Source organism: Bacillus sp. BPN334 (assembly GCF_008368885.1).
GTDB classification, from domain to species: Bacteria; Bacillota; Bacilli; order Bacillales; family Bacillaceae_G; genus Bacillus_A; species Bacillus_A wiedmannii.
Genome location: NZ_QOZW01000018.1, coordinates 67,492 through 89,679 on the forward strand (window position 1 = coordinate 67,492; position 22,188 = coordinate 89,679).

Sequence of the window (22,188 nt, forward strand, 5' to 3'; positions counted from 1 at the left end):
GGGAGCGCGCAAGGCTTTTTTCTTTTGTGCAAAATGTACATCCATTTTTCGTATGAGAATGTAATGGATGCAGAAAATATGTGTACGCCTTATTAAAATGTGAACAAAATGTTCGGAAAAATGTATGGGATTTCATTGACACATATGAACAGACGCTCATATAATAAGAGTATAAGATATATGAATGATTGTTCATATGTTCAAATAAAGAGGTGAGCTATAATGGCTGGAAATAAAGTAGAAACACCACAAGAGACATGTTCTCAAACGATAATTCATGAAGAAGTTGTTGATCAAGTAAAACAAACAATTCCAACTGATGAAAGTTTAAGTAAAGTAGCAGAATTATTTAAAGTATTAGGCGATCGTACACGGACGAGAATATTACATGCATTATTTGAAGCTGAAATGTGTGTTTGTGATTTAGCTTATTTATTAGGAATGACACAATCATCTATTTCGCATCAGCTTCGTGTGTTAAAGCAAGCGAAACTTGTAAAGAATCGTAAAGAAGGAAAGGTCGTTTATTATTCATTAGCTGACCAGCACGTAATTCATATCTTCGAGCAAGCGTTTGAACACGTAAACGAGGAAGAATAAAAAGAACGCGAGGAGGGAGAACGATGGCTGAAGCATTAGTGAAAAAGAAACTGGTGTTAGAAGGTTTAGATTGTGCGAACTGTGCAATGAAAATTGAAAAAGGCGTTGGGAATATAGAAGGAGTAAATTTTTGCTCTGTAAATTTCGCCACAAAAACAATGGTTTTAGAAACAGCACAAAATAAAGAAAGTGAAGTTGTTACAGAAGCAAAACAACTCGTTACAAAATTAGAACCGCATATTAAAGTACAAGAAGAACAAAAAAATAAAGTTGCAAAAGAAGTATTTATATTAGAAGGTTTAGATTGCGCGAATTGTGCGATGAAGATTGAAAATAAAGTGAAGGAAATGCCGGCTGTTTCAGCAGCAACTGTTGATTTCGTATCGAAGAAATTAAGAGTTGAAGTAGCGAATAAAAGAGAATTAGAAGCGACTGTAGCGAATATAACGAATGTCGTGCAAAAGTTAGAACCAGATGTGAAAGTTGTTCGTGAAGAAAAAGGTGGTCATGACCACGGACATAGTCACGACCATGGTGAAGCAAATGTGAAAAAGATGGTAGGACGATTAGTGGTCGGCGGAATTTTGACAGCAATTGCTGCATTAGCTGGCTTACCACAAATGATAACAATTCCGTTATTCGTCCTTGCGTATTTATTAATAGGCGGAGATATCGTTTGGAGAGCGGTAAGAAACATAACTCGCGGCCAAGTGTTCGATGAGAACTTCTTAATGGCAATTGCAACACTAGGAGCTTTTGCGATTCAACAATATTCAGAAGCTGTTGCGGTAATGTTATTCTATCAAGTAGGGGAACTATTCCAAAGTATTGCGGTCAATCGCTCCCGAAAGTCAATTACTTCATTAATGGATATCCGTCCTGATTATGCGAATGTGAAGGTTGGAAATGAAACGAAACAAGTATCACCAGAAGATGTACAAATCGGCGATTATATTATCGTGAAGCCTGGTGAGAAAGTACCATTAGACGGAAAAGTAGTTGAAGGAACATCAATGGTAGATACTTCAGCATTGACTGGTGAATCTGTACCACGTGAAGTCGAAGTTGGAAATGATGTATTAAGTGGTTTTGTGAACCAAAATGGTGTATTAACAATTGAAGTTACAAAAGAATTTGGTGAATCAACTGTATCAAAAATTTTAGATTTAGTTCAAAATGCAAGCAGTAAAAAAGCGCCAACAGAAAACTTTATTACGAAGTTCGCGCGTTACTATACTCCAGTTGTAGTTATTACAGCAGCGATTATGGCGTTTATTCCACCACTTATTTTAGAAGGAGCTACATTCTCAGAATGGATTTATAGAGCTTTAGTGTTCTTAGTAATCTCTTGTCCATGTGCGTTAGTTGTATCAATTCCTCTTGGATTCTTTGGAGGAATTGGTGGTGCATCTAAAAGTGGTGTGTTAATAAAAGGAAGTAACTATTTAGAAGCTTTAAATGATGTGAAATATATTGTTTTTGATAAAACGGGAACATTAACAAAAGGTGTCTTCAAAGTTACAAAAATGGAACCAAGCGAAGGCATTAAAAATGAAGAATTATTAGAGTATGCAGCATTTGCTGAAGTGTATTCTAATCATCCAATTGCACAATCGATTCGAAAAGCATATGGAAAATCAATTGATGAAAAAATAATCGATGAGTATAACGAAATTTCTGGTCATGGTACAGTCGTAAAAGTACAAGGAAAAGAAATTTTTGCAGGTAATGCTAAATTAATGAGAAAAGAAAACATTACATTTAAGCAACCAGAAACGGTAGGTACATTAGTTCACGTTGCCGTAGATGGGGAATATGCAGGTTATATCGTTATCTCTGATGAGGTAAAAGAAGATTCAAAACAAGCAATTCAAAAATTAAAAGAACTAGGTATTAAGAAGACAGTGATGTTAACTGGTGATGCAAAAGCAGTTGGTGAAGCTGTCGGTAGGGAATTAGGTTTAGATGAAGTCCACGCAGAACTATTACCGCAACAAAAAGTAGAAGAGATTGAAAAAATTGATGCGGCGAAGAGCGGAAAAGAAAAAGTTGCTTTCGTTGGTGATGGTATTAATGATACACCGGTATTAGCAAGAGCAGATGTTGGTATTGCGATGGGTGGTTTAGGATCAGATGCAGCGATTGAGGCAGCAGACATCGTTATTATGACTGATGAGCCTTCAAAAATTGCAACAGCCTTAAACATCGCAAAACGTACACGACGCATTGTATGGCAAAATATCATCTTTGCATTAGGGGTAAAAGGATTAGTTTTATTACTGGGTGCTTTTGGTATTGCAACAATGTGGGAAGCTGTCTTCTCAGATGTCGGTGTGACACTACTTGCAGTGTTAAATGCAATGCGTGTACTACGAGTGAAAGATTTATAAAAAAGAGGACGCAACTTGCGTCCTCTTTTTTAGGTTATTTTGTTGAAATTGACTCAATAAAATAATAACAAATATTATTTTATAAATAAATAACGTAATATTAAAATTTAAAAATAAAAAATATTTATCGTACTATTTTAATATATTTTTCACAAAGATACATATCGTATTGAAAAAACAGAGAAGGAGAAGCTTCTCTGTTTTATTTTTGTATATTTTTTTCAACTTGTTCTCGAACAGTTTGAATGTAATTCATTTTATGATCCCAACATTCTTGACTTAAATCGACAGGGTACTCTTCGGGATTTAAAGTTCGCATATACTCTTCCCAAAATAGTGCGAGACTCTGTTCATTATATTTTTGAATATCTAATATACCTGGTAGTTCATATGTTCTTTCGCCGTTAACGAAAATGTCTTTATGCAGTTCGCGAGCTTCAAAGTTTGTTACAAATTTACTTATATACGTGTGAACAGGATGAAACATTTTTAAACGTTCTTCTTTTCCAGGTTCTTCAGAATCTAATGCAATATAATCGCCTTCTGCATGATCATTAACTCGATTGATAATGCGATAAATTCGTTTCAGTCCTGGAGTCGTAATTTTTTCAGGGTTAGATGAAATTTTAATTGTATCATTTAACTTTCCATCCGTATCTTCAATCGCCACTAGTTTATAAACAGCCCCTAATGCCGGTTGCTCAAAGGATGTAATTAATTTTGTTCCAACACCCCATACATCAATTTTTGCTCCTTGAGATTTCAAATGCATAATTGTGTATTCATCTAAATCGCTAGAAGCAATAATTTTTGTATGTGTAAACCCAGCTTCGTCTAGTAGTTTTCTGGCCTTTTTAGATAAATAGGCCATATCACCACTATCAAGGCGAATGCCGTAAAAATCGATACGATCTCCAAACTCTTTCGCGACGCGAATTGCATTTGGAACACCTGATTTTAAAGTATCGTATGTATCAACGAGAAAGACACATTTTTTATGGGTTTCAGCGTATTTCTTAAACGCGACATATTCATCGCGATACGCTTGAACGAAAGAGTGAGCGTGTGTGCCGGCTACAGGTATCCCGAAGCGTTTTCCAGCACGAACGTTACTCGTAGACGAAAATCCACCAATAAAGGCAGCACGTGTGCCCCAAAGAGCTGCATCAAACTCGTGGGCTCGTCTTGTACCAAATTCTAAAAGTTCATCATTATTTGCAGCATGCTTCATACGAGCAGCTTTTGTTGCAATTAATGTTTGGTAATTCACAATGTTTAACAGGGCAGTTTCAATAATTTGTGCTTCACCGAGCGGTGCATCAACACGTAATAAAGGCTCGTTATTAAATACAACTTCACCTTCTTGCATACTTCGAACCGTCCCAGTGAATTTCATATTTTGTAAATAATGAAGGAATTCTTCTTCAAATTGTAATTCTGCTAAATAAGCGATATCGCTTTCGGTAAAGCTGAAGTTTTCTATGTACTCTACAATCTTTTCAAGGCCAGCAAAAACAGCATAACCGTTCTCGAATGGAAGTTTTCGAAAATATAAATCAAACACCGAGCGGCGATTATGAATACCATCTTTCCAATATGTATAAGCCATATTAATTTGATATAAATCTGTATGTAAGGCATAGCTATCGTCTTTATAATAAGTCATCGCGAAAACACCTCCATAATTTGGTTATAGTATATCAATTTTTCACCGCTCGTAGCAAAGAATGGATATGAAAGTATAGTCAAGAGGGAAAAAAATGAAATAATGCATATTTTTTAGAAAATTAACATTTATCAATTTATATTTCTCAAGATTTTATGTATTATTAGAGTAATGGGGTAATGAGAATGGAGGAGGACAATGCAACAAACATTAGAAAAAATAGGCAAACAAGTCTTTTATAAACGGCTACAGCAAAAAATGACACAAGAAGAATTATGTCAGGGCATTTGTTCTGTCTCATACTTAAGTAAAATCGAAAATGGAAAGATCGAGGCATCAGAAGAAATTCTACAATTGCTCTGCACAAGGTTAGAAATTGCCGTGACGGATTTGAGAGATGTAGAAGAAGATGTGAAGGGGAAGCTAGATGAATGGTTGAATGCACTAGTTCATTTGGACAAGCCACAAGTAGAGCGCATATATGAAGAGTTGCAAGGTGAAATGAAGCATGTTTTGGATTTTGAAATTATAAATTATTATAAACTGCTTTATACGCGTTATTTAATTATGAAACGAGATTTTCTTGCTGTTGAAGAAGAGTTGGAAAGATTGAAAAAAGTTTACAAGAAATATTCACCTTTTCAGAAGATGTTGTATACGTACAGTAAGGCATTGTTACTTAGTCTGCAATATAAGCATAAGGAAAGTTTGAAGTATTTAATTGAAACGGAAGAAATGGCTAAAGAGCAAGGGTATTATGAAACTGGTATATATTATAACTTGAGCCTTGCGTATAGTCACCTAAATATACCACATTTAGCCATGCACTTTGCTAACATTGCCATGGAAGGGTTCCGTAACGAATACAAATTCCGTTATGTAATAAATTGTCAAACGATTATTGCTTTAAGTTATGTGGAAAAAGCACAGTATGAAGAAGCTCTAAAGATTTATGAAAGTATATTAAGAGAAGTGGATTCTTTTGCGGAAAAAGACATGATTAAAGCTATGACTTTAAATAATATGGGAGAATTATACCATTATAAGAATGAGCATGATAAATCAAAAAACTATTTTCTTCAAAGTTTCCAATTACAGCAGACTGTCAATATGAATTATATTGAAACAATTTATGGTTTGGCTAAACAATCTATTCATCTTAAATGTTATGAAGAAGCACAGAAATGGATAGAAAAAGGGATTGAGTGTTCACGTAGTGATGAAAAATATAATAAAATGATTTATTCATTCTGTATATTTAAGTATAAATATTTTGGGGAATCCCAAGAGTTTAAGAGATTTTTAGAGAATGAGGCTATTCCATTCTTTAAGAGTGTGGGTAGTATGAAAGAATTAAAAAATGCCTATTTAGAATTAGCAATGTACTTAGAGAATGAATTTAAGTACGAGGAAAGCAATAAATATTATAAAGAAGTTATTAAAGTTTTGGAAGAAAGGGAGGAATTGAATTGAAAAAACGTATATATGGTGTAGTAGGATTGGGAATAGTAGCGATTCTTTCTTTAGGAGTTAATTATTCTAATCCAGACATATATGGAGTAAAATCCTTAAAAGAAGGATCAGTAAATTACTCTAATCCAGATATTTATGGATTGAAGTCTGTAAAAGAGGAGAATATACAATATTCTAATCCGGATATTTATGGCTTTAATTTTTCAGAAAAAAGTTTCATAAATTATTCTAATCCAGATATTTATGGTTAAGAAAATATTGAAAAACCCCTTTCCAATCGGAAAGGGGTTTTTCAATATTTGTTCTCCAAAATCCTACAAAACTTGAGAAAAAAATTATTTGAATTTTTAGTATATTAATAGTGGAAACATAGTGCTACGATAAAACTACTCTTTTTCAAAAAAAATTTTTATTAGGGGGAAGGTTCATGAAAAAGAAAAGTTTAGCGTTAGTGTTAGCGGCAGGAATGGCAGTTACAACGTTTGGAGGGACAGGCTCTGCGTTTGCAGATTCTAAAAATGTGCTCTCTACGAAGAAGTACAATGAGACAGTACAGTCACCGGAGTTTATTTCTGGTGATTTAACTGGAGCAACTGGTAAGAAAGCAGAATCTGTTGTGTTTGATTACTTAAACGCGGCAAAAGGTGATTACAAGTTAGGGGAAAAGAGTGCGCAAGATTCTTTCAAAGTGAAACAAGTGAAGAAAGATGCTGTAACTGATTCAACAGTAGTACGTATGCAACAAGTATACGAAGGAGTACCTGTATGGGGATCTACGCAAGTAGCTCACGTAAGTAAAGATGGTTCTTTAAAAGTATTGTCTGGAACAGTTGCGCCTGATTTAGACAAAAAGGAAAAGCTGAAAAATAAAAATAAGATTGAAGGCGCAAAAGCAATTGAAATCGCGCAGCAAGATTTAGGTGTAACACCGAAATATGAGGTAGAACCAAAAGCGGACTTATATGTATATCAAAATGGTGAAGAAACAACATATGCATACGTTGTAAATCTAAACTTCTTAGATCCAAATCCAGGAAACTACTATTATTTCATTGAAGCAGACAGCGGTAAAGTGTTAAATAAATATAATAAACTTGATCATGTAGCAAATGAAGATAAGTCACCAGTTAAGCAAGAAGCTCCTAAACAAGAAGCGAAGGCGGTTGTAAAGCCTGTAACAGGGACAAATAAAGTGGGAACTGGTAAAGGGGTATTAGGAGATACAAAGTCGCTTAATACAACGTTATCTGGATCATCTTACTACTTGCAAGATAATACGCGCGGAGCAACGATTTTTACATATGATGCGAAAAATCGTTCAACATTACCAGGAACATTATGGGCAGATGCAGATAATGTTTTCAATGCAGCGTATGATGCAGCGGCAGTAGATGCTCATTACTATGCAGGTAGAACATATGATTATTATAAAGCTACATTTAATAGAAACTCTATTAATGATGCAGGAGCTCCGTTAAAATCGACAGTTCATTACGGAAGTAAGTATAATAATGCGTTCTGGAATGGCTCACAAATGGTATACGGAGATGGAGATGGTGTAACGTTTACTTCATTATCTGGTGGAATTGATGTAATTGGTCACGAATTAACGCATGCTGTTACGGAAAACAGCTCAGATTTAATTTATCAAAATGAATCAGGAGCGCTAAATGAAGCAATTTCTGATATTTTTGGTACTTTAGTAGAATTCTATGATAACCGAAACCCAGATTGGGAGATTGGTGAAGATATTTATACGCCTGGTAAAGCAGGAGATTCGCTTCGTTCTATGAGTGATCCGGCGAAATATGGTGACCCAGACCATTATTCTAAGCGTTACACTGGTTCAAGTGATAACGGTGGAGTTCATACGAACAGTGGTATCATTAACAAACAAGCTTATTTATTAGCAAATGGCGGTACGCATTCTGGTGTAACTGTAACTGGTATTGGTAAAGATAAGTTAGGTGCAATTTATTACCGTGCAAACACACAATATTTCACGCAATCTACTACATTTAGCCAAGCTCGTGCTGGTGCAGTACAAGCTGCAGCTGATTTATATGGTGCGACTTCTGCGGAAGTAGCAGCAGTGAAGCAATCATTTAGTGCTGTTGGTGTAAACTAAGGGTTTAAGAGAGTATTATTAATAAAATACTTCAAAAATAAAGAAGGAGCCTATGCTCCTTCTTTATTTTTTTCTCCATTTTTTCCACAAATAAAACAATCCAACACACCCTGCGATTGTTACAATCCACTTTGCTTCATTCGTTCCATTTATGACGTGGTAGGCAGAATATACTTCAATCAATAAGGCCGGTATTTTCCCTATTGTGCTGGCAATACTGAAAGAGAGTAGTGACATTTTGCCTAGAGCGGCAAATAAGGTAACGATACTTGATGGGATGAAAGGTATGAATCGAAACGATAGAACGAGTAGAAAGGCCTCTCTACCTTCTACATAAAGTAGGCGTTCTACCTTTGGATACTTATTTACTTTGTTGTGAGTGAATTTCTGAAGGCCTATACGATAAATATAAAACGAGATAATAGCCCCTAATGCCTCACCTGCGATCGAAATAATAGTTCCGTTTGTTACACCAAAGAGCTGTATGTTAATAGCGGTCAAAAAAATACTAGGGATAAAACCTAAAAGACTGATGATGATGTTAATTAAGATACTAAGTGGAATTGCGATTGAATAATAGTCTGTTAAGAAGTTTTGAATTGTTTCAGCCATTGTTTAAAATCCTTTATCTTTTTTTGCATTACACCATATTTCTATTGTGTAGGCAAGTGCAAATTTACATAATGTAGGAAACTGTTGATAAAACACTGTTTATATACCTTATATAGGTATTGGGTATATAAAATGAGGGGTATATTTTTCTGGTTTGGAAAACACTAAACAAACCCTGTATTTACAGGGTTTTCTCGGTTTTTTAAGTGGTGTTTTAAGTCGGGAAATAATCGGTAAAATATAGGGGTATATTTCGGAGAAGTTCCAAAATAGTGGTTTGATGAAATTAGGGTGGTAATATGGCAAAATTGATGAGGAATTTTAAAAATGTATATGTTTTTTCGTTGTGAAATTGACTTTTAGTGAAGTTGCGATAATAATCATGGAAGAGGTGATATGATGAAACGAATAAGTAGTCTTCTCTTGAGTAGTTTATTGGCATTAATGCTGATCTTAAGTGGATGTGCAGGAAAAGAACAAAAAACAGAGAAACAAACAGGGAATCAATCGACATCAGTAGAAAAAATTAGTGATAATATTTTAGATGAAATGGAAGGGCCACCTAAAAATGGTCATACGATTGAAAGACATGTAGGAAAATCAGAAGAGGATTTGAAGAATCGCTTGAAGACAGATAAAGTATCAGCGGCAAGTACATACTATGATAAGGAAACAGCGACGAAAGCTGTAAAAGATAGTTTGAAGCAGCATGATAAGGAAATTCAAGATTGGTTAAAAAATTCTAAAGAGGCTCGTCTCGTATTAAATACAACTCATTCATTCCCAGTTGGAAAAACGGTAATAAAGAAAAATATGAATGTAAAAGACAAGTTAGTAAAAACTGTTACTGTTTTGGCGAGAGATAAGTCAGGAGATTTAGGATATAAGATCATTACTTCTTATCCATCTGATAAATAAGAAGGGGGAGTAAATATGTATACGACATTACAATATTTTCTCAAATCGTATTGTACGTTAAGTATCCATGAGGATGAAATAGTAGGCGTGATGGAAGAGTTTATAGAGCAAGAAGATGAAGAAATTGTTTTGAAATTACGCGATGAATTATTATATATGAAGAAAAAGAACGCTTGGGAAGAGGCGTGCGTATTAGCTGCGAAGCAAGGAAATCGCATGTGGTCTTTAGAAGAAACGAAAGACCATCTTGAAGCTTTTTTACTATTATTGCAAAAGAAAAAGGCGTGAATAGATCACGCCTTTTTTGTTTGCCAATTTGATGGTGTCTCATTGTGTTGGGGCACTTTTATATACGCTTTTTGAAATTTGTCCATTTGATACTACTTCACCGTTTTGTGTTACCTTTTTATACGTAACCGCTGTTATTTTATCACCAGTTCTACTAACTACTTGAGAAGAAACTTCAACATTTTTACCAGTATTTGTACCAAAAATGCGAGTAGTAATACTACCGCCATTTGAAAATGCTTGAATATAAATATGATTGCCTGTATTGTTTTTAAATTTTAAATCCGGACCATAATCTGCCACTGCTGCATCTTGCCCAAGTGGTAAATAATTTACGGGCATAGAATGATTGCTTCGAGAAACAATTCCTAAATCTGCTCTTAAAGCAGCGCTATATAAAGTGCTACTAACTTGGCAAACGCCTCCGCCTGCACTTTGTATAACTTTACCTTGTGAAAATACTGCTGCGGATTTATAACCATGGGCAGCATCCGTTACGCCAACGCGGCCATTAAAACTAAACGTTTCATCAGGTGCGACAATAACTCCACTTAAAGTATTAGCTGACTTATTTACGTTATAGGACTGGTTTCCATTCCGACCAGCCATTGGAGTTGAATATTCAGCAATTACTTCTTTAATCCCCATTTTTTGTATATCTTCTGTAGAACGCTCAGGTTTTAAGAGTGTAACTGGTAATGTAACGTCCGATGAGCCAGAAGTAATGGCCTGCTGCGTTAAATCAGTTAATTTTCCTTTATCAATTTTTTCTCCATTTTGACTTTGGCTAATATGTACTGTAGAGCCTTCAACACTTAATTCTGCATTAACAGGATTTTTTAATGTGTCATTATATTTATCCTTCATAAAGCTTTCATAAGCAGTTGTATTTAATTGAGCTGTTAATTTATAGTCACGTTTTAATTCACCGTTTTCGGCCTGCTTCCGCATTTGGTAACGATTCATTGCGTTTCCTTCTTGTTCTTTAAAGATTTTGTCAATAATATCTTTTTCCTTATAATTTATCCCTAAATCTTTCCATGTGTACGTTTGTTTATCATTTTGGAATATGTAGGTAAGAGATTTTTGGTCTAATTCAGTTACCTTTTGATTAATAATTGCTTGAATATCTTTTTTATTTTTTCCATCGAGAGAAATACCTTCAAATGTAGTATTTGGTAATGCAGTAGTATCTAATTGATTATTTAGTTTGGATACATATTGATATCCACCAACACCGCCTACACAAAGTAATATGCCTCCAGTAATTGCAGAACCGATCAGTATTTTACTTAGCTTCATGTATTTCCCCCCAGAAATTTTTGTATAAATATATGTATTACATTTTTTGTATAAAAATGATGAAAATAACATTATGTACGTACTAGTATACTATTATTTCCACTATGTGTGTAATGTTTTTATAAAAAACGTTACACTGTTGTAATAATTGTCTCTTTTTGTCACAATATGCACGAGAAATATGTTGAAAATTATAATAAAAAGGCTGACTAGAAAGATCTAGCAGCCTTTTTATTATAATTTTTTATGTTCATTTTTATTCGTAACACCGAGGTGTTCTTGTAGTGTTGTCGAAATATTATTGACGCTTGTTTCATTTGGAACGTAATAATAAATACCACCTATATATTTATCAGTACCTTCTACTTGCAGTTTGTCCATTTTTAAATTGGAATCCATTGAATTTTTGGCAATTGTCATCATGTCATCAAAAGTTAAATTTGTTTTTAGGTCTTTATCGACAGCGTCTAATAGGCCACCGATTTTATTAATAGAATTAAGAGAAAGTGCTTTTGCAGCAATAGCTTCTAAAACAAGCTGTTGTCGTTGACCGCGCATATAATCACTGTCGATATGACGAGTTCTAGCTAATGCTAATGCCTCTTCTCCATTTAAATGTTGACGTCCTTTTTTCAGATGAATAGCATCTGCTTCGTCTTTACTATTTTGTTCTGTAAACTCAACCGGAACATCGACAGTAATACCACCAAGAGAATCGACAATTTTGATAAATGATTTAAAGTTGAATTTTACATAGTAATCAACTGGAACATCTAAAAATTTCTCCACGGTATCAATTGTGCTATCCACACCACCGAATACGTGCGCATGTGTAATTTTATCGTATTTATCACGTGATTTAATGTAGACACGTGAGTCACGTGGAATGCTGACAAGTTTAACAGATTTATCGTTTTTATTAATTGTTGCAAGTAATAGCGCATCCGTACGAGTTGCTTTTCCGTAATTCTTGTCCCTAATATCACTTTCATCAACACCCATAATAAGTACGGAAATGTTGTCAGTCATAGGTTTCACGGCTTTTTCACGTTTGCTGGATTTATCCCCGCGGCCCAGTTCGGAATAGGCATTACTTAATACAGACTTTGCTTTACTGTATATATGGAAGGAGTAACCTCCTGTTCCAAGTGCTATAATCAGTAATGGAATAAGAAGGAACCAGAGTAGGCGTTTTTTCTTTGAGTGTCCTTTTTTGGCTCGGGTGTCTTTGTTCATATCGGATTTCATCATTTTTCTCCTTTAAAGCTATCAAAGTGTATACATCTAGAAGCACATTCAAACACATAAAAAATATTGTACGCTAAAAAAAAGCGATTGTACATGTATAAAAAATAGATGTCTTGATTATTTATAAGACATCTATTCGTTATTGTATACAAAAGATAGGGATAAGAAAATGATAAAATTTTACCTAATTACAACATAATGCTTACGATAATTGCAGATAAAATGCTAACGAGGGTAGCTCCATATAGTAATTTAAGGCCAAATCTGGCAACGACGTTTCCTTGTTCTTCGTTTAATCCTTTTACTGCACCTGAAATAATGCCGATAGAAGAAAAGTTGGCAAAAGAAACGAGAAAAACAGAAATGATTCCCACTGTACGGGGAGAAAGGCTATTAGAAATTTTACTAAGGTCCATCATTGCTACAAATTCATTCGTTACAAGCTTCGTTGCCATAATGCTACCAGCTGTGACAATTTCAGAACTTGGTACACCGATAAGGAATGCAACAGGTGCAAATACGTAGCCGATTAATTGCTGGAAAGTAATACCGAATATAATGAGGAATAGGTCATTAATGCAGCTAATTAATGCGACGAATCCGATGAGCATAGCGCCGACAACGATGGCTACGCGAAAGCCATCTAGAATGTATTCTCCAAGCATTTCAAAAAAGCTTTGCTTTTCGCCTTTAATTTCTAAAATATCTTCGTCATCTTTAACGTCGTAAGGATTGATGATGAGTACGATAATAAAACCACTAAATAAATTGAGAACGAGTGCGGTTACTACATATTTAGGCTCGATCATTGTCATATAGGCACCTACGATAGACATAGATACGGTTGACATGGCAGAAGCACAAAGTGTATAAAGACGGTGTTTTGGAATTTGAGCTAATTGCTTTTTAACTGTAATAAAAACTTCTGATTGGCCGACAATGGCAGAGGCGATAGCGTTGTAAGATTCTAATTTCCCAAGACCATTTATTTTGCTAAGGAAGTAACCGATCCAATGAATAAAAAATGGTAGTATTTTGAAATGTTGTAGTATACCAATTAAGACGGAAATGAAGACAATTGGTAATAATACAGTAAGGAAAAATGACATTTCACCTTTATTTGCAAGACCGCCAAATACAAAGTTTATACCATTAGCAGCATACTCGAGTAGCTTTGTAAACAGACTGGAAATGACCCGAATAAGTATGAGGCCGATTTCTGTATTTAATAATAAATAGGTTAAAATCAACTGTATAATAAGCATGATGAAAATTGGTTTAAATTTAATATGTTTCTTATTGTTGCTAGCAATATAAGCAAGGAAGAAAACAACGATAAGTCCCACGAAAAAAGTAATAAATTTCATAGTAAGCCCCCTAAAAGAGATATTCTGCTATATATGTTTTTCATTTCAAGGGAGAATATGCATCTTTGGTAAAGAAAGGAATAGAGAGAGCATGAAAATATGTAGAGTGCACCACGTTGCAATTATTTGTTCGAATTATGAACTGTCAAAGGATTTTTATACTCGGATATTAGGTTTTAAAGCGATAAATGAAGTATATAGAAAAGAACGAGATTCTTATAAGTTAGATTTATGTGTAGGGGAAGAGTATCAAATTGAATTATTTTCATTTCCTAGTCCACCTGAGCGCCCAAGTTTTCCAGAAGCAGCTGGACTTAGACATTTAGCATTTGCTGTTACAAATATAGAAGAAGCTGTAAACCATTTAAAACAATGCGGTGTGGAGACTGAAGCGATACGTATGGATGAAATTACGGATAAAAAATTTGTCTTTTTCCAAGATCCTGATGGCTTGCCTTTAGAATTGTATGAGGCTTGAAATTGGTGAATTTTATATAGGGTTGCTTTCAAATAAATGAAGAAACTAAAGTGAAACTTCTTTTTTAAAGGAGGTGTAACTTTAGCTAAGAAAGCTAAAGGACATATGTGGATATTTTAAAATTATTGATGGTAGCCATCCTTATTGCGTTAACAGCATTTTTTGTGGCTGTTGAGTTTGCAATTATTAAGGTGCGTAGCAGTCGTATTGATCAACTCGTTAGTGAGAAACGACGAGGAGCATTAGCAGCAAAAAAAGTAACTTCGAATTTAGATGAGTATTTATCAGCATGTCAGTTAGGTATTACAATTACTGCTTTAGGGCTTGGGTGGTTAGGCGAGCCGACTATAAAACATTTACTCGAGCCGTTGTTTTTAAAACTACACCTATCTCCTGCAATTGCAAGTACAGTTTCATTTATTATTGCCTTTGCAGTTATTACGTTTTTACATGTTGTCATTGGTGAACTTGCTCCGAAGACGCTCGCTATACAAAGGGCAGAGCAAGTTAGCTTATTATTATCGAAGCCAATTATTTACTTTTACCGAGTAATGTATCCGTTTATTTGGGCTTTAAATGGTTCTGCAAGGCTTGTGACAGGGTTATTCGGATTACATCCGGCTTCTGAACATGAAGTTGCTCATTCGGAGGAAGAATTACGATTAATCTTATCCGAGAGTTATGAGAGCGGAGAGATTAATCAAAGGGAATTTAAATATGTAAATAATATTTTTGAATTTGATAATAGAGTAGCAAAGGAAATTATGGTACCTCGTACGGAAGTTGTAGGTTTATATGAGGACGAACCATTTGAAACACATATTAAAATAATCGCACAAGAAAAGTACACGAGATATCCCGTATTTGGTGAAGATAAAGATGAAATTATCGGGATGGTGAATGTAAAGGATTTATTTATTCGTTATATGGATGGTAATCGAGCCGAGGGGTGCTCGATTACGCCATATACAAGGCCAGTTATTGAAGTGTTAGAAAATATCCCTATTCATGATTTGCTATTACAAATGCAAAGAAAACGAATTCCATTAGCTGTATTATATGATGAATATGGTGGTACAGCGGGAATCGTTACACTAGAAGATATTTTAGAAGAAATTGTTGGAGAAATCCGAGATGAATACGATGAAGATGAACACCCGCCTATAGAGCATATAAGTGAAGGGTGTAAAATCGTAGAGGGAAAAGTGCTTATTAGTGAAGTGAATGATTTATTTGGCATACACTTAATCGCTGATGATGTAGATACAATCGGTGGCTGGATTATGGTACAAAAGCAAATCGTTGCTGAAGGAGATAATATTGAAAAACACGGCTTTTCTTTTAAAGTTCTTGAAAAGGATATGCATCAAATTAAACGAGTGGAAATAAAGAAGGTAGAAGAATGATTTTCTATAAATTTTTATAAAAGATATATATATAAAAATAAATGTTTGCGCTTTCAAAAAAGGTGCTATATAGTGAAGGTGGATACTGAAAAATTCTTCTAAATGATACTCGTATTTTTAGAGGGCGGATTTTTTAGATAAGGATTTAGAATGAAAAGTATAGGTGATGAAAATGATAGCAACGAAGGATATACGTATAGAAAAAGATTTTTTAGGCGAAAAGGAAGTACCGAGTATAGCTTATTATGGGGTACAAACATTACGTGCTGTAGAAAACTTCCCGATTACAGGATATCGTATTCATCCGTCACTCATTACGGCAATGGCAATTGTGAAAAAAGCGGCGGCACTTGCAAATATGGATACTGGTTACTTAGCTAAAGACATTGGACATGAAATTGCAGAAGCAGCGCAAGAAATTGTTGATGGAAAATTCCATGATCAATTTATCGTGGATCCAATCCAAGGCGGTGCTGGAACTTCTATTAATATGAATACAAATGAAGTAATTGCTAATCGAGCGTTAGAACGTATGGGATATGAAAAAGGCGAGTATGCGAAAATTAGCCCAAACACGCATGTAAACATGGCTCAATCAACGAATGATGCGTTTCCAACGGGAATTCATATTGCAACTCTTATGATGTTAGAAGAACTTCTTATTACAATGGAAGAACTTCATGCTGCTTTCCGTGCAAAAGCAAAAGAGTTCGACCACGTCATTAAAATGGGGCGTACACATTTACAAGATGCTGTTCCGATTCGTCTTGGACAAGAATTTGAAGCGTATAGCCGAGTGCTTGAACGTGATATAAAAAGAATTAAACAGTCTCGCCAACATTTATATGAAGTGAACATGGGGGCGACAGCTGTTGGTACGGGATTAAATGCAAACCCTACGTACATTGAACAAGTAGTTAAACATTTACGAACATTTAGCGGATTCCCACTTGTTGGTGCAGAGCATTTAGTTGATGCAACGCAAAACACAGATGCATATACAGAAGTATCTGCGGCATTAAAAGTATGTATGATGAATATGTCTAAAATTGCGAATGACCTTCGTATTATGGCATCTGGTCCACGTGTTGGATTGGCAGAAATTCAATTACCAGCTCGTCAACCAGGTTCATCTATTATGCCAGGTAAAGTAAATCCTGTTATGGCAGAAGTAATTAATCAAGTTGCTTTCCAAGTAATTGGTAATGATCATACAATTTGCTTAGCATCAGAAGCAGGCCAATTAGAGTTAAACGTAATGGAGCCTGTACTCGTATTTAATTTAATTCAATCTATTAGTATTATGAATAACGGATTCCGTGTATTCCTTGAATATTGTATTAAAGGAATTACAGCAAATGAAGAATTGCTGAAGCAATATGTTGAGAAAAGTGTTGGAATTATTACAGCAGTTAATCCTCATATTGGTTATGAAGCAGCATCTCGTATTGCACGTGAAGCAATTGAAACAGGAAAATCTGTTAGGGAGTTATGTTTAGAACATGGTGTACTGACAGAAGAAGAATTGGATATTATTTTAGATCCATTCGAAATGACGCATCCTGAAATTGCTGGAGCTTCTTTATTAAAGAATAAGAAGATGTAATGTGAAAAAACACCGATCCATTTGGATCGGTGTTTTATTTTTAAAAGATATTAAATACAGCGTTTAATTGAAGTAAGCTAATGATAGCTAAGAAAATTAAACTGTATTTCATCGCTGTTTTAAATAGGGCAGATTCTTTACCAACTAGTCCAACTGCTGCACAAGCAACTGCCACAGATTGTGGTGAAACCATTTTTGCCATTGTACCACCTACTACGTTTAATGCAACAAGTGTAGAAGGAACGATGTTTAATTGATCTGCAGTTACTGCTTGAAGCGGTGCGAATAATGAACCACTTGATACTACTGATCCTGTAATGAATACGCCAATCCATCCTAAGATTGGAGAAAGAACTGGGAATGCATTACCAGTAGAAGAGAATGCAAGTCCAAGTGTAGATGACATACCAGAGTAGTTCTCTACGTAAGCTAAAGCGATAACGCTACAGATTGTATATACTGGAGCTTTTAGTTCTTTCATTGTTTCTACTATTAATTCTTTAACCATTTTACCTTTTACGCGGTAAACGATAAGTGAAACAATAATTGCTAATACGATTGCAGTAGTTGTAGATGAGAATACATCAAACTTGAAAACAGCTGCGAAAGGTGTATCAGCTTTTGTAATTGGTGTAGTTTTCATAACAGCATTATGAAGACCAGGGAACTGAATGTTAAATACTAAGTTTGCTAGTGCACCATCCGGAGCAAATAAAGCTTTAATTGGTTTTAAATTAAAGATTGTTACGAATGCAGTTAAGAATACGAATGGAGACCAAGCATATAAAATTTGATTGAATGTATGAGATTCTTGTTTTTCTTGTTTTTCTTCTGTAGAAGAAGATTTTGGTTGCCAAACACGTAAGAATAATGCTAGAGAAACCATACTTACAACGGCTGCGAAAATATTAGTAAGTTCTGCACCTAAGAAGTAAGTCACAAGGAACTGAGTAATAGCGAAAGAAAAACCACTTACAAGAATACCTTGCCAAGTTTCTTTAATACCTTTAATTCCATCAACCATTGAAACAAGTAAGAAAGGTAAAACAATACTAATGAATGGTAAAATAAGAACAGTTTGACGACCGATAGTTAATGCGTCTAGCTCAGTTAATTGTGCTGGCACTGTAACTGGGATACCCATAGCACCCATAGCACCACCAGCGATGTTAGCTACTAAACAAATACCTGCTGCTTTTAATGGATTAAAGCCCATACCTACAAGTAATGCAGCTGTAATAGCAACTGGAACCCCTAGACCAGCTGCGCCTTCTAAGAAAGCACCGAAAGAATAAGCGATTAATAATACTTGTAAACGTTGATCATTTGTAATGCTTGAAATACTATCACGAATAATGTTGAATTGCTCTGTTTTAACAGTTAATTTGTAAAGGAAAATTGCTGCGATAACGATAGTACAAATTGGATAAAATCCAGATAAAACGCCGAATCCGGCAGATGCTACAGCTACAGTTGCTGGCATTTTATAAACGAATATAGCAAGAATAATAGCGACAATCACACTGTAAAGACCAGCCATGTAACTTTTCATTTTCAGTCCCATTAAACAAATGATGAAGCAAAAAATTGGAAGTGCTGCGATTAGTGCAGATAACCAAATATTGTTTAATGGGTCATAAATTTGTGTCCAAGTACTCATAATAATGACAACTCCTATCTATTTTATGTGAAGAAATTCACATTATTTGTGAAACAATTCACAATCAACTTACATGCTTAGTATATTCTCCTTCAACACTATTGTCAACGTAAAAAAGTATAATTATTCCATAATAGTATTAAAAGAAATGCTTTGTTCATAAAGTAGACAAAAAGCAAACTCCAATAGATTTGAGTTTGCTTTTTGAAGTTATTTCTATATTGTTTTATTTGTTCGTATATCATTAATTTTATATGTTAGATGACGTCTTTACATCAAGTATATAGGGTGTTGGAATACTTAAGCTTTGATAGGTGGTAACATGCTCGCCCGAGTTGATCTAGTAAGGTAGAGAAAGCAAATGCATTTAATTAGGAAGTATTTCATCACAGTTCAAGCTATTGAATACGAATTTAAAAAGAAATAAGTTAATTTTTAATGTTACAGTATCTCTTTTTACTGAAAATTCCTTTTAGCATAACAAAGAGGTTAAATATAACCCAAATACGTTACGAAAGGTTATCAATTATAGACGATATTTTACAATATCATTACTGTACGTTGCAGTGAGGTGAAAATATAACAAAAAGCCTGATAAAACAACGTTTGTAAGCAAAGTATTCATAGCCCTTACTTTTGCTTTTTCATTATATCATATAGTATAATATTCAAAATCAGCAAGGAATTTTTCCTGAATTCTTTCCTGATAAAGGTGGAAAAAATTTTCAGCTTTATAGGTTGATAAAGTTATGTCGTAACAGGAAATATAAGAACAGATATATAAATAAATAAAAAGAAAATAAAAACGAAAATGAGGGGAACTTTATGAGCCAAAATCAATTCGAATGTCGTATTTCAGAAGAAGATGTACAAATGTTAAGAGCGTTAGCGCATCCGTTACGTTTACGCCTAGTAATGGAACTAATGCAACGTGGAACTTGTAACGTAACACAATTACAGGAAGTGTTAGAAATTCCACAATCAACGGTTTCGCAACATTTAACGAAATTAAAACAAAATAAAGTAGTGCGCTTTGAAAGACGAGGACTAGAAGTGTATTATCAAATTCATAATGATAAAGTAAGTGAAGTTGTAAAAACATTATTTTCTTAAAATTTGAATATTATGGAAAAAGACGTATGGGATCTACGTCTTTTTTTATTTGTCAGAAAGGTGATATGAGAGTAAATGTTAGCATGTAAGGAAGAAAAGGCTATCAATTTACATGTTGTTATATGGAATATATTCTAAAGGGAAAAGAAAAGATAGAAGGGAGTGTAGTAAGGAAAAGGAGGAATAGTAGTATGGATGTAAAACGTGTGAAACAAATCTTATCTTCTTCAAGTAGCATTGACGTTACATATGAGGGCGTACCAGTATGGATTGAGAGCTGTGACGAGCAGAGTGGAGTTGCTCAAGTATATGATGTATCTAATCCTGGAGAAAGCGTTCACGTGAACGTGACGGCTTTAGAGGAGAAGTAATAGAAAAGACGCTTCTAAAGGTTTAGAAGCGTCTTTTTATTTCTTATTCCATCATATGTGCAATTTTCTTAGAGAACATAAGAAGTACTAATCCTAGCACGATTACGATAACACCGATGCTTGCGAATACTTCTAAATATCCTAAAGATTGAGTGAAAGCAGCTAATTGTCCTGCTAATAAGTTTGCGAAGCCAGTACCAGCTAACCATACACCCATTAATAATGATGCTAATTTAACAGGAGCGATTGCACTTACCATAGAAAGTCCGATTGGTGATAAGAATAATTCACCGATTGTATGGAACATGTAAGTGAATACAATGAATAGTAAGTTTGCTTTCATTGCAATGTTACCTTCATCGCTACCAGTTTTTAATACAGCTAAAGTTAGTACTAAATATCCAATCCCTAGTAAGATCATACCAAATGCCATTTTTGTTGGGATTTTTAAGTCACCATTTTTCGTTTTTGAAAGTTTAATCCATAATGCAGAAACCGGTAATGCTAGTAAGATAATGAATAGTGGGTTTACAGATTGGAACCAAGGTGTTGGAATTGTAAATCCACCAATTGTACGATCCACGAACTTATCTGTGTAAAGTGTTAAAGAACTACCAGCTTGTTCAAATCCTGCCCAGAAGAATACAACGAAACAAGTTAAAATTAAAATCGCAGTTGTACGCTTTTTCTCTTGTGTTGTTAAAGGTTTTTTCTCAATTGCTTTTGCATTTTTTTCTTTAGATTGTTTACCGACAACAGTTGTTCCGATAGATCCTAAGTAACGAGGTGCTAAGAAATTAAAAGCAAGCTGTCCAATGATCATACCGATACAAGCTGTTAAGAAACCGTATCTATAATCTGCGAAGTAACCGCAAATGAATGGAGCGATAAGAGCCCCTAAGTTAATTCCCATGTAGAAGATAGTGAAGGCACTATCACGACGAGAATCGTTTTCGCTATATAATTGACCTAATAAAGTCGAAATATTTGGTTTGAAGAATCCGTTACCAATAACTAATAATCCTAATCCTAAAAATAGTCCAGTTTTAGTGTTCATTGAAAATAGTACAAAGTTACCAATTGCCATAATGATACCACCAATAGTAATGGCATGGCGTTTCGTAATGAAGTGGTCAGTTAACCAACCACCGATAATTGGTGTGAAGTATACTAACATTGTGAAAATACCGTATATTTGTACAGCAACTGCTTTATCAAATCCTAAACCGCCGCTTACTAAGCTCGTTGTTAAATAAAGAACTAATAAGCCACGCATTCCGTAATAACTAAATCTTTCCCATGCCTCTGTAAAGAACAACAAATATAATCCTGGTGGATGTTTTTTTGGTGATTGTTGCTCTCCAGCTTTGTCTAATTTTAAAGCTGCATCCATGTTTGTTTCCCCCTAATTCTGTATAACGGATATTTATGTAATTATTTTAATTCACAAAATATTTAGAAGTCAATAGAATTATATGGAAATAGAAAGAAAATTTCTGAAAAAGTTCTATTTTTCTTCGACCGTTACTGTATTTTGCCCTGAAAACGAGATGATAAGCGTT

19 protein-coding genes are annotated in these 22,188 nt (G+C 34.6%); 12 read left to right on the forward strand and 7 right to left on the reverse strand.

Going from position 1 to position 22,188, the window contains the following annotated elements:
• Positions 1 to 222 precede the first annotated feature (222 nt).
• A complete protein-coding gene (locus DN393_RS25015) occupies positions 223 to 600 on the forward strand; it encodes an ArsR/SmtB family transcription factor (protein WP_000918377.1) in 378 nt (125 codons plus the stop codon).
• Positions 601 to 623: 23 nt separating this feature from the next.
• Complete coding sequence (locus DN393_RS25020; protein ID WP_088046992.1) at positions 624 to 2,990, forward strand: heavy metal translocating P-type ATPase; 2,367 nt, start codon at positions 624 to 626, stop codon at positions 2,988 to 2,990.
• A 202-nt stretch (positions 2,991 to 3,192) separates the two neighbouring features.
• Here DN393_RS25020 and DN393_RS25025 read toward each other — a convergent pair whose 3' ends face one another.
• Entirely contained in the window at positions 3,193 to 4,656 is a 1,464-nt protein-coding gene (locus tag DN393_RS25025) for a nicotinate phosphoribosyltransferase (RefSeq protein ID WP_064477123.1), read from the reverse strand.
• Between the two features lie 198 nt (positions 4,657 to 4,854).
• On the opposite strand from DN393_RS25025, the gene DN393_RS25030 reads away from it, so the two are divergent.
• The 3 genes from DN393_RS25030 to DN393_RS25040 all read left to right on the forward strand — a co-directional run bounded on the left by DN393_RS25030 (position 4,855) and on the right by DN393_RS25040 (position 8,257).
• The gene (locus tag DN393_RS25030) at positions 4,855 to 6,129 is read left to right on the forward strand and encodes a helix-turn-helix domain-containing protein (RefSeq protein WP_064477122.1); all 1,275 of its coding nucleotides are present in this window, start codon (positions 4,855 to 4,857) and stop codon (positions 6,127 to 6,129) included.
• Positions 6,126 to 6,380: a Phr family secreted Rap phosphatase inhibitor gene (locus DN393_RS25035; protein ID WP_064477121.1), complete on the forward strand. Its 255-nt coding sequence runs from the start codon at positions 6,126 to 6,128 to the stop codon at positions 6,378 to 6,380. Before DN393_RS25030 ends, DN393_RS25035 begins: the two co-directional genes overlap by 4 nt.
• A gap of 176 nt (positions 6,381 to 6,556) precedes the next feature.
• Positions 6,557 to 8,257, forward strand: coding sequence for a M4 family metallopeptidase (locus tag DN393_RS25040; RefSeq protein ID WP_064477120.1), 1,701 nt, complete (start codon positions 6,557 to 6,559; stop codon positions 8,255 to 8,257).
• A gap of 63 nt (positions 8,258 to 8,320) precedes the next feature.
• Here DN393_RS25040 and DN393_RS25045 read toward each other — a convergent pair whose 3' ends face one another.
• Entirely contained in the window at positions 8,321 to 8,869 is a 549-nt protein-coding gene (locus DN393_RS25045) for a TVP38/TMEM64 family protein (RefSeq protein WP_088046990.1), read from the reverse strand.
• 399 nt (positions 8,870 to 9,268) lie between these two features.
• Between DN393_RS25045 and DN393_RS25050 the strand changes: the two genes are divergently transcribed.
• Both DN393_RS25050 and DN393_RS25055 read left to right on the forward strand, forming a co-directional pair.
• Entirely contained in the window at positions 9,269 to 9,787 is a 519-nt protein-coding gene (locus DN393_RS25050; RefSeq protein ID WP_064477118.1) for an RNase A-like domain-containing lipoprotein, read from the forward strand.
• Positions 9,788 to 9,802: 15 nt separating this feature from the next.
• Positions 9,803 to 10,075 carry a hypothetical protein gene (locus DN393_RS25055; RefSeq protein WP_000288799.1) on the forward strand — a complete coding sequence of 91 codons (273 nt, stop codon included), beginning with the start codon at positions 9,803 to 9,805 and terminating at the stop codon, positions 10,073 to 10,075.
• A gap of 39 nt (positions 10,076 to 10,114) precedes the next feature.
• Here the strand turns inward: DN393_RS25055 and DN393_RS25060 are convergent, their stop codons facing one another.
• From DN393_RS25060 to DN393_RS25070, 3 genes are all read right to left on the reverse strand, one after another.
• Complete coding sequence (locus tag DN393_RS25060; protein WP_098103379.1) at positions 10,115 to 11,377, reverse strand: VanW family protein; 1,263 nt, start codon at positions 11,375 to 11,377, stop codon at positions 10,115 to 10,117.
• Between the two features lie 234 nt (positions 11,378 to 11,611).
• Entirely contained in the window at positions 11,612 to 12,628 is a 1,017-nt protein-coding gene (locus tag DN393_RS25065; protein ID WP_304362739.1) for an LCP family protein, read from the reverse strand.
• 185 nt (positions 12,629 to 12,813) lie between these two features.
• On the reverse strand, positions 12,814 to 13,992 hold the full coding sequence (locus tag DN393_RS25070; RefSeq protein WP_064477115.1) for a NupC/NupG family nucleoside CNT transporter: 1,179 nt from the start codon (positions 13,990 to 13,992) through the stop codon (positions 12,814 to 12,816).
• A gap of 91 nt (positions 13,993 to 14,083) precedes the next feature.
• Between DN393_RS25070 and gloA2 the strand changes: the two genes are divergently transcribed.
• The 3 genes from gloA2 (at position 14,084) to aspA (ending at position 17,482) form a co-directional block, all read left to right on the forward strand.
• Complete coding sequence (gloA2, locus tag DN393_RS25075) at positions 14,084 to 14,470, forward strand: SMU1112c/YaeR family gloxylase I-like metalloprotein (protein WP_064477114.1); 387 nt, start codon at positions 14,084 to 14,086, stop codon at positions 14,468 to 14,470.
• A gap of 107 nt (positions 14,471 to 14,577) precedes the next feature.
• Positions 14,578 to 15,876, forward strand: coding sequence for a hemolysin family protein (locus tag DN393_RS25080; RefSeq protein WP_064477113.1), 1,299 nt, complete (start codon positions 14,578 to 14,580; stop codon positions 15,874 to 15,876).
• Positions 15,877 to 16,048: 172 nt separating this feature from the next.
• Positions 16,049 to 17,482, forward strand: coding sequence for an aspartate ammonia-lyase (gene aspA, locus DN393_RS25085; RefSeq protein ID WP_064477112.1), 1,434 nt, complete (start codon positions 16,049 to 16,051; stop codon positions 17,480 to 17,482).
• Positions 17,483 to 17,522: 40 nt separating this feature from the next.
• Here aspA and DN393_RS25090 read toward each other — a convergent pair whose 3' ends face one another.
• Positions 17,523 to 19,142, reverse strand: a complete 1,620-nt coding sequence (locus DN393_RS25090) for an L-lactate permease (protein WP_000109124.1) — start codon at positions 19,140 to 19,142, stop codon at positions 17,523 to 17,525.
• A gap of 825 nt (positions 19,143 to 19,967) precedes the next feature.
• On the opposite strand from DN393_RS25090, the gene DN393_RS25095 reads away from it, so the two are divergent.
• Complete coding sequence (locus tag DN393_RS25095; protein WP_000081429.1) at positions 19,968 to 20,255, forward strand: ArsR/SmtB family transcription factor; 288 nt, start codon at positions 19,968 to 19,970, stop codon at positions 20,253 to 20,255.
• Between the two features lie 191 nt (positions 20,256 to 20,446).
• Complete coding sequence (locus tag DN393_RS25100) at positions 20,447 to 20,626, forward strand: acid-soluble spore protein H (protein WP_000382688.1); 180 nt, start codon at positions 20,447 to 20,449, stop codon at positions 20,624 to 20,626.
• A 43-nt stretch (positions 20,627 to 20,669) separates the two neighbouring features.
• On the opposite strand, the gene DN393_RS25105 is transcribed toward DN393_RS25100, so the two are convergent.
• Entirely contained in the window at positions 20,670 to 22,019 is a 1,350-nt protein-coding gene (locus DN393_RS25105) for a peptide MFS transporter (protein ID WP_048562865.1), read from the reverse strand.
• Positions 22,020 to 22,188 lie beyond the last annotated feature (169 nt).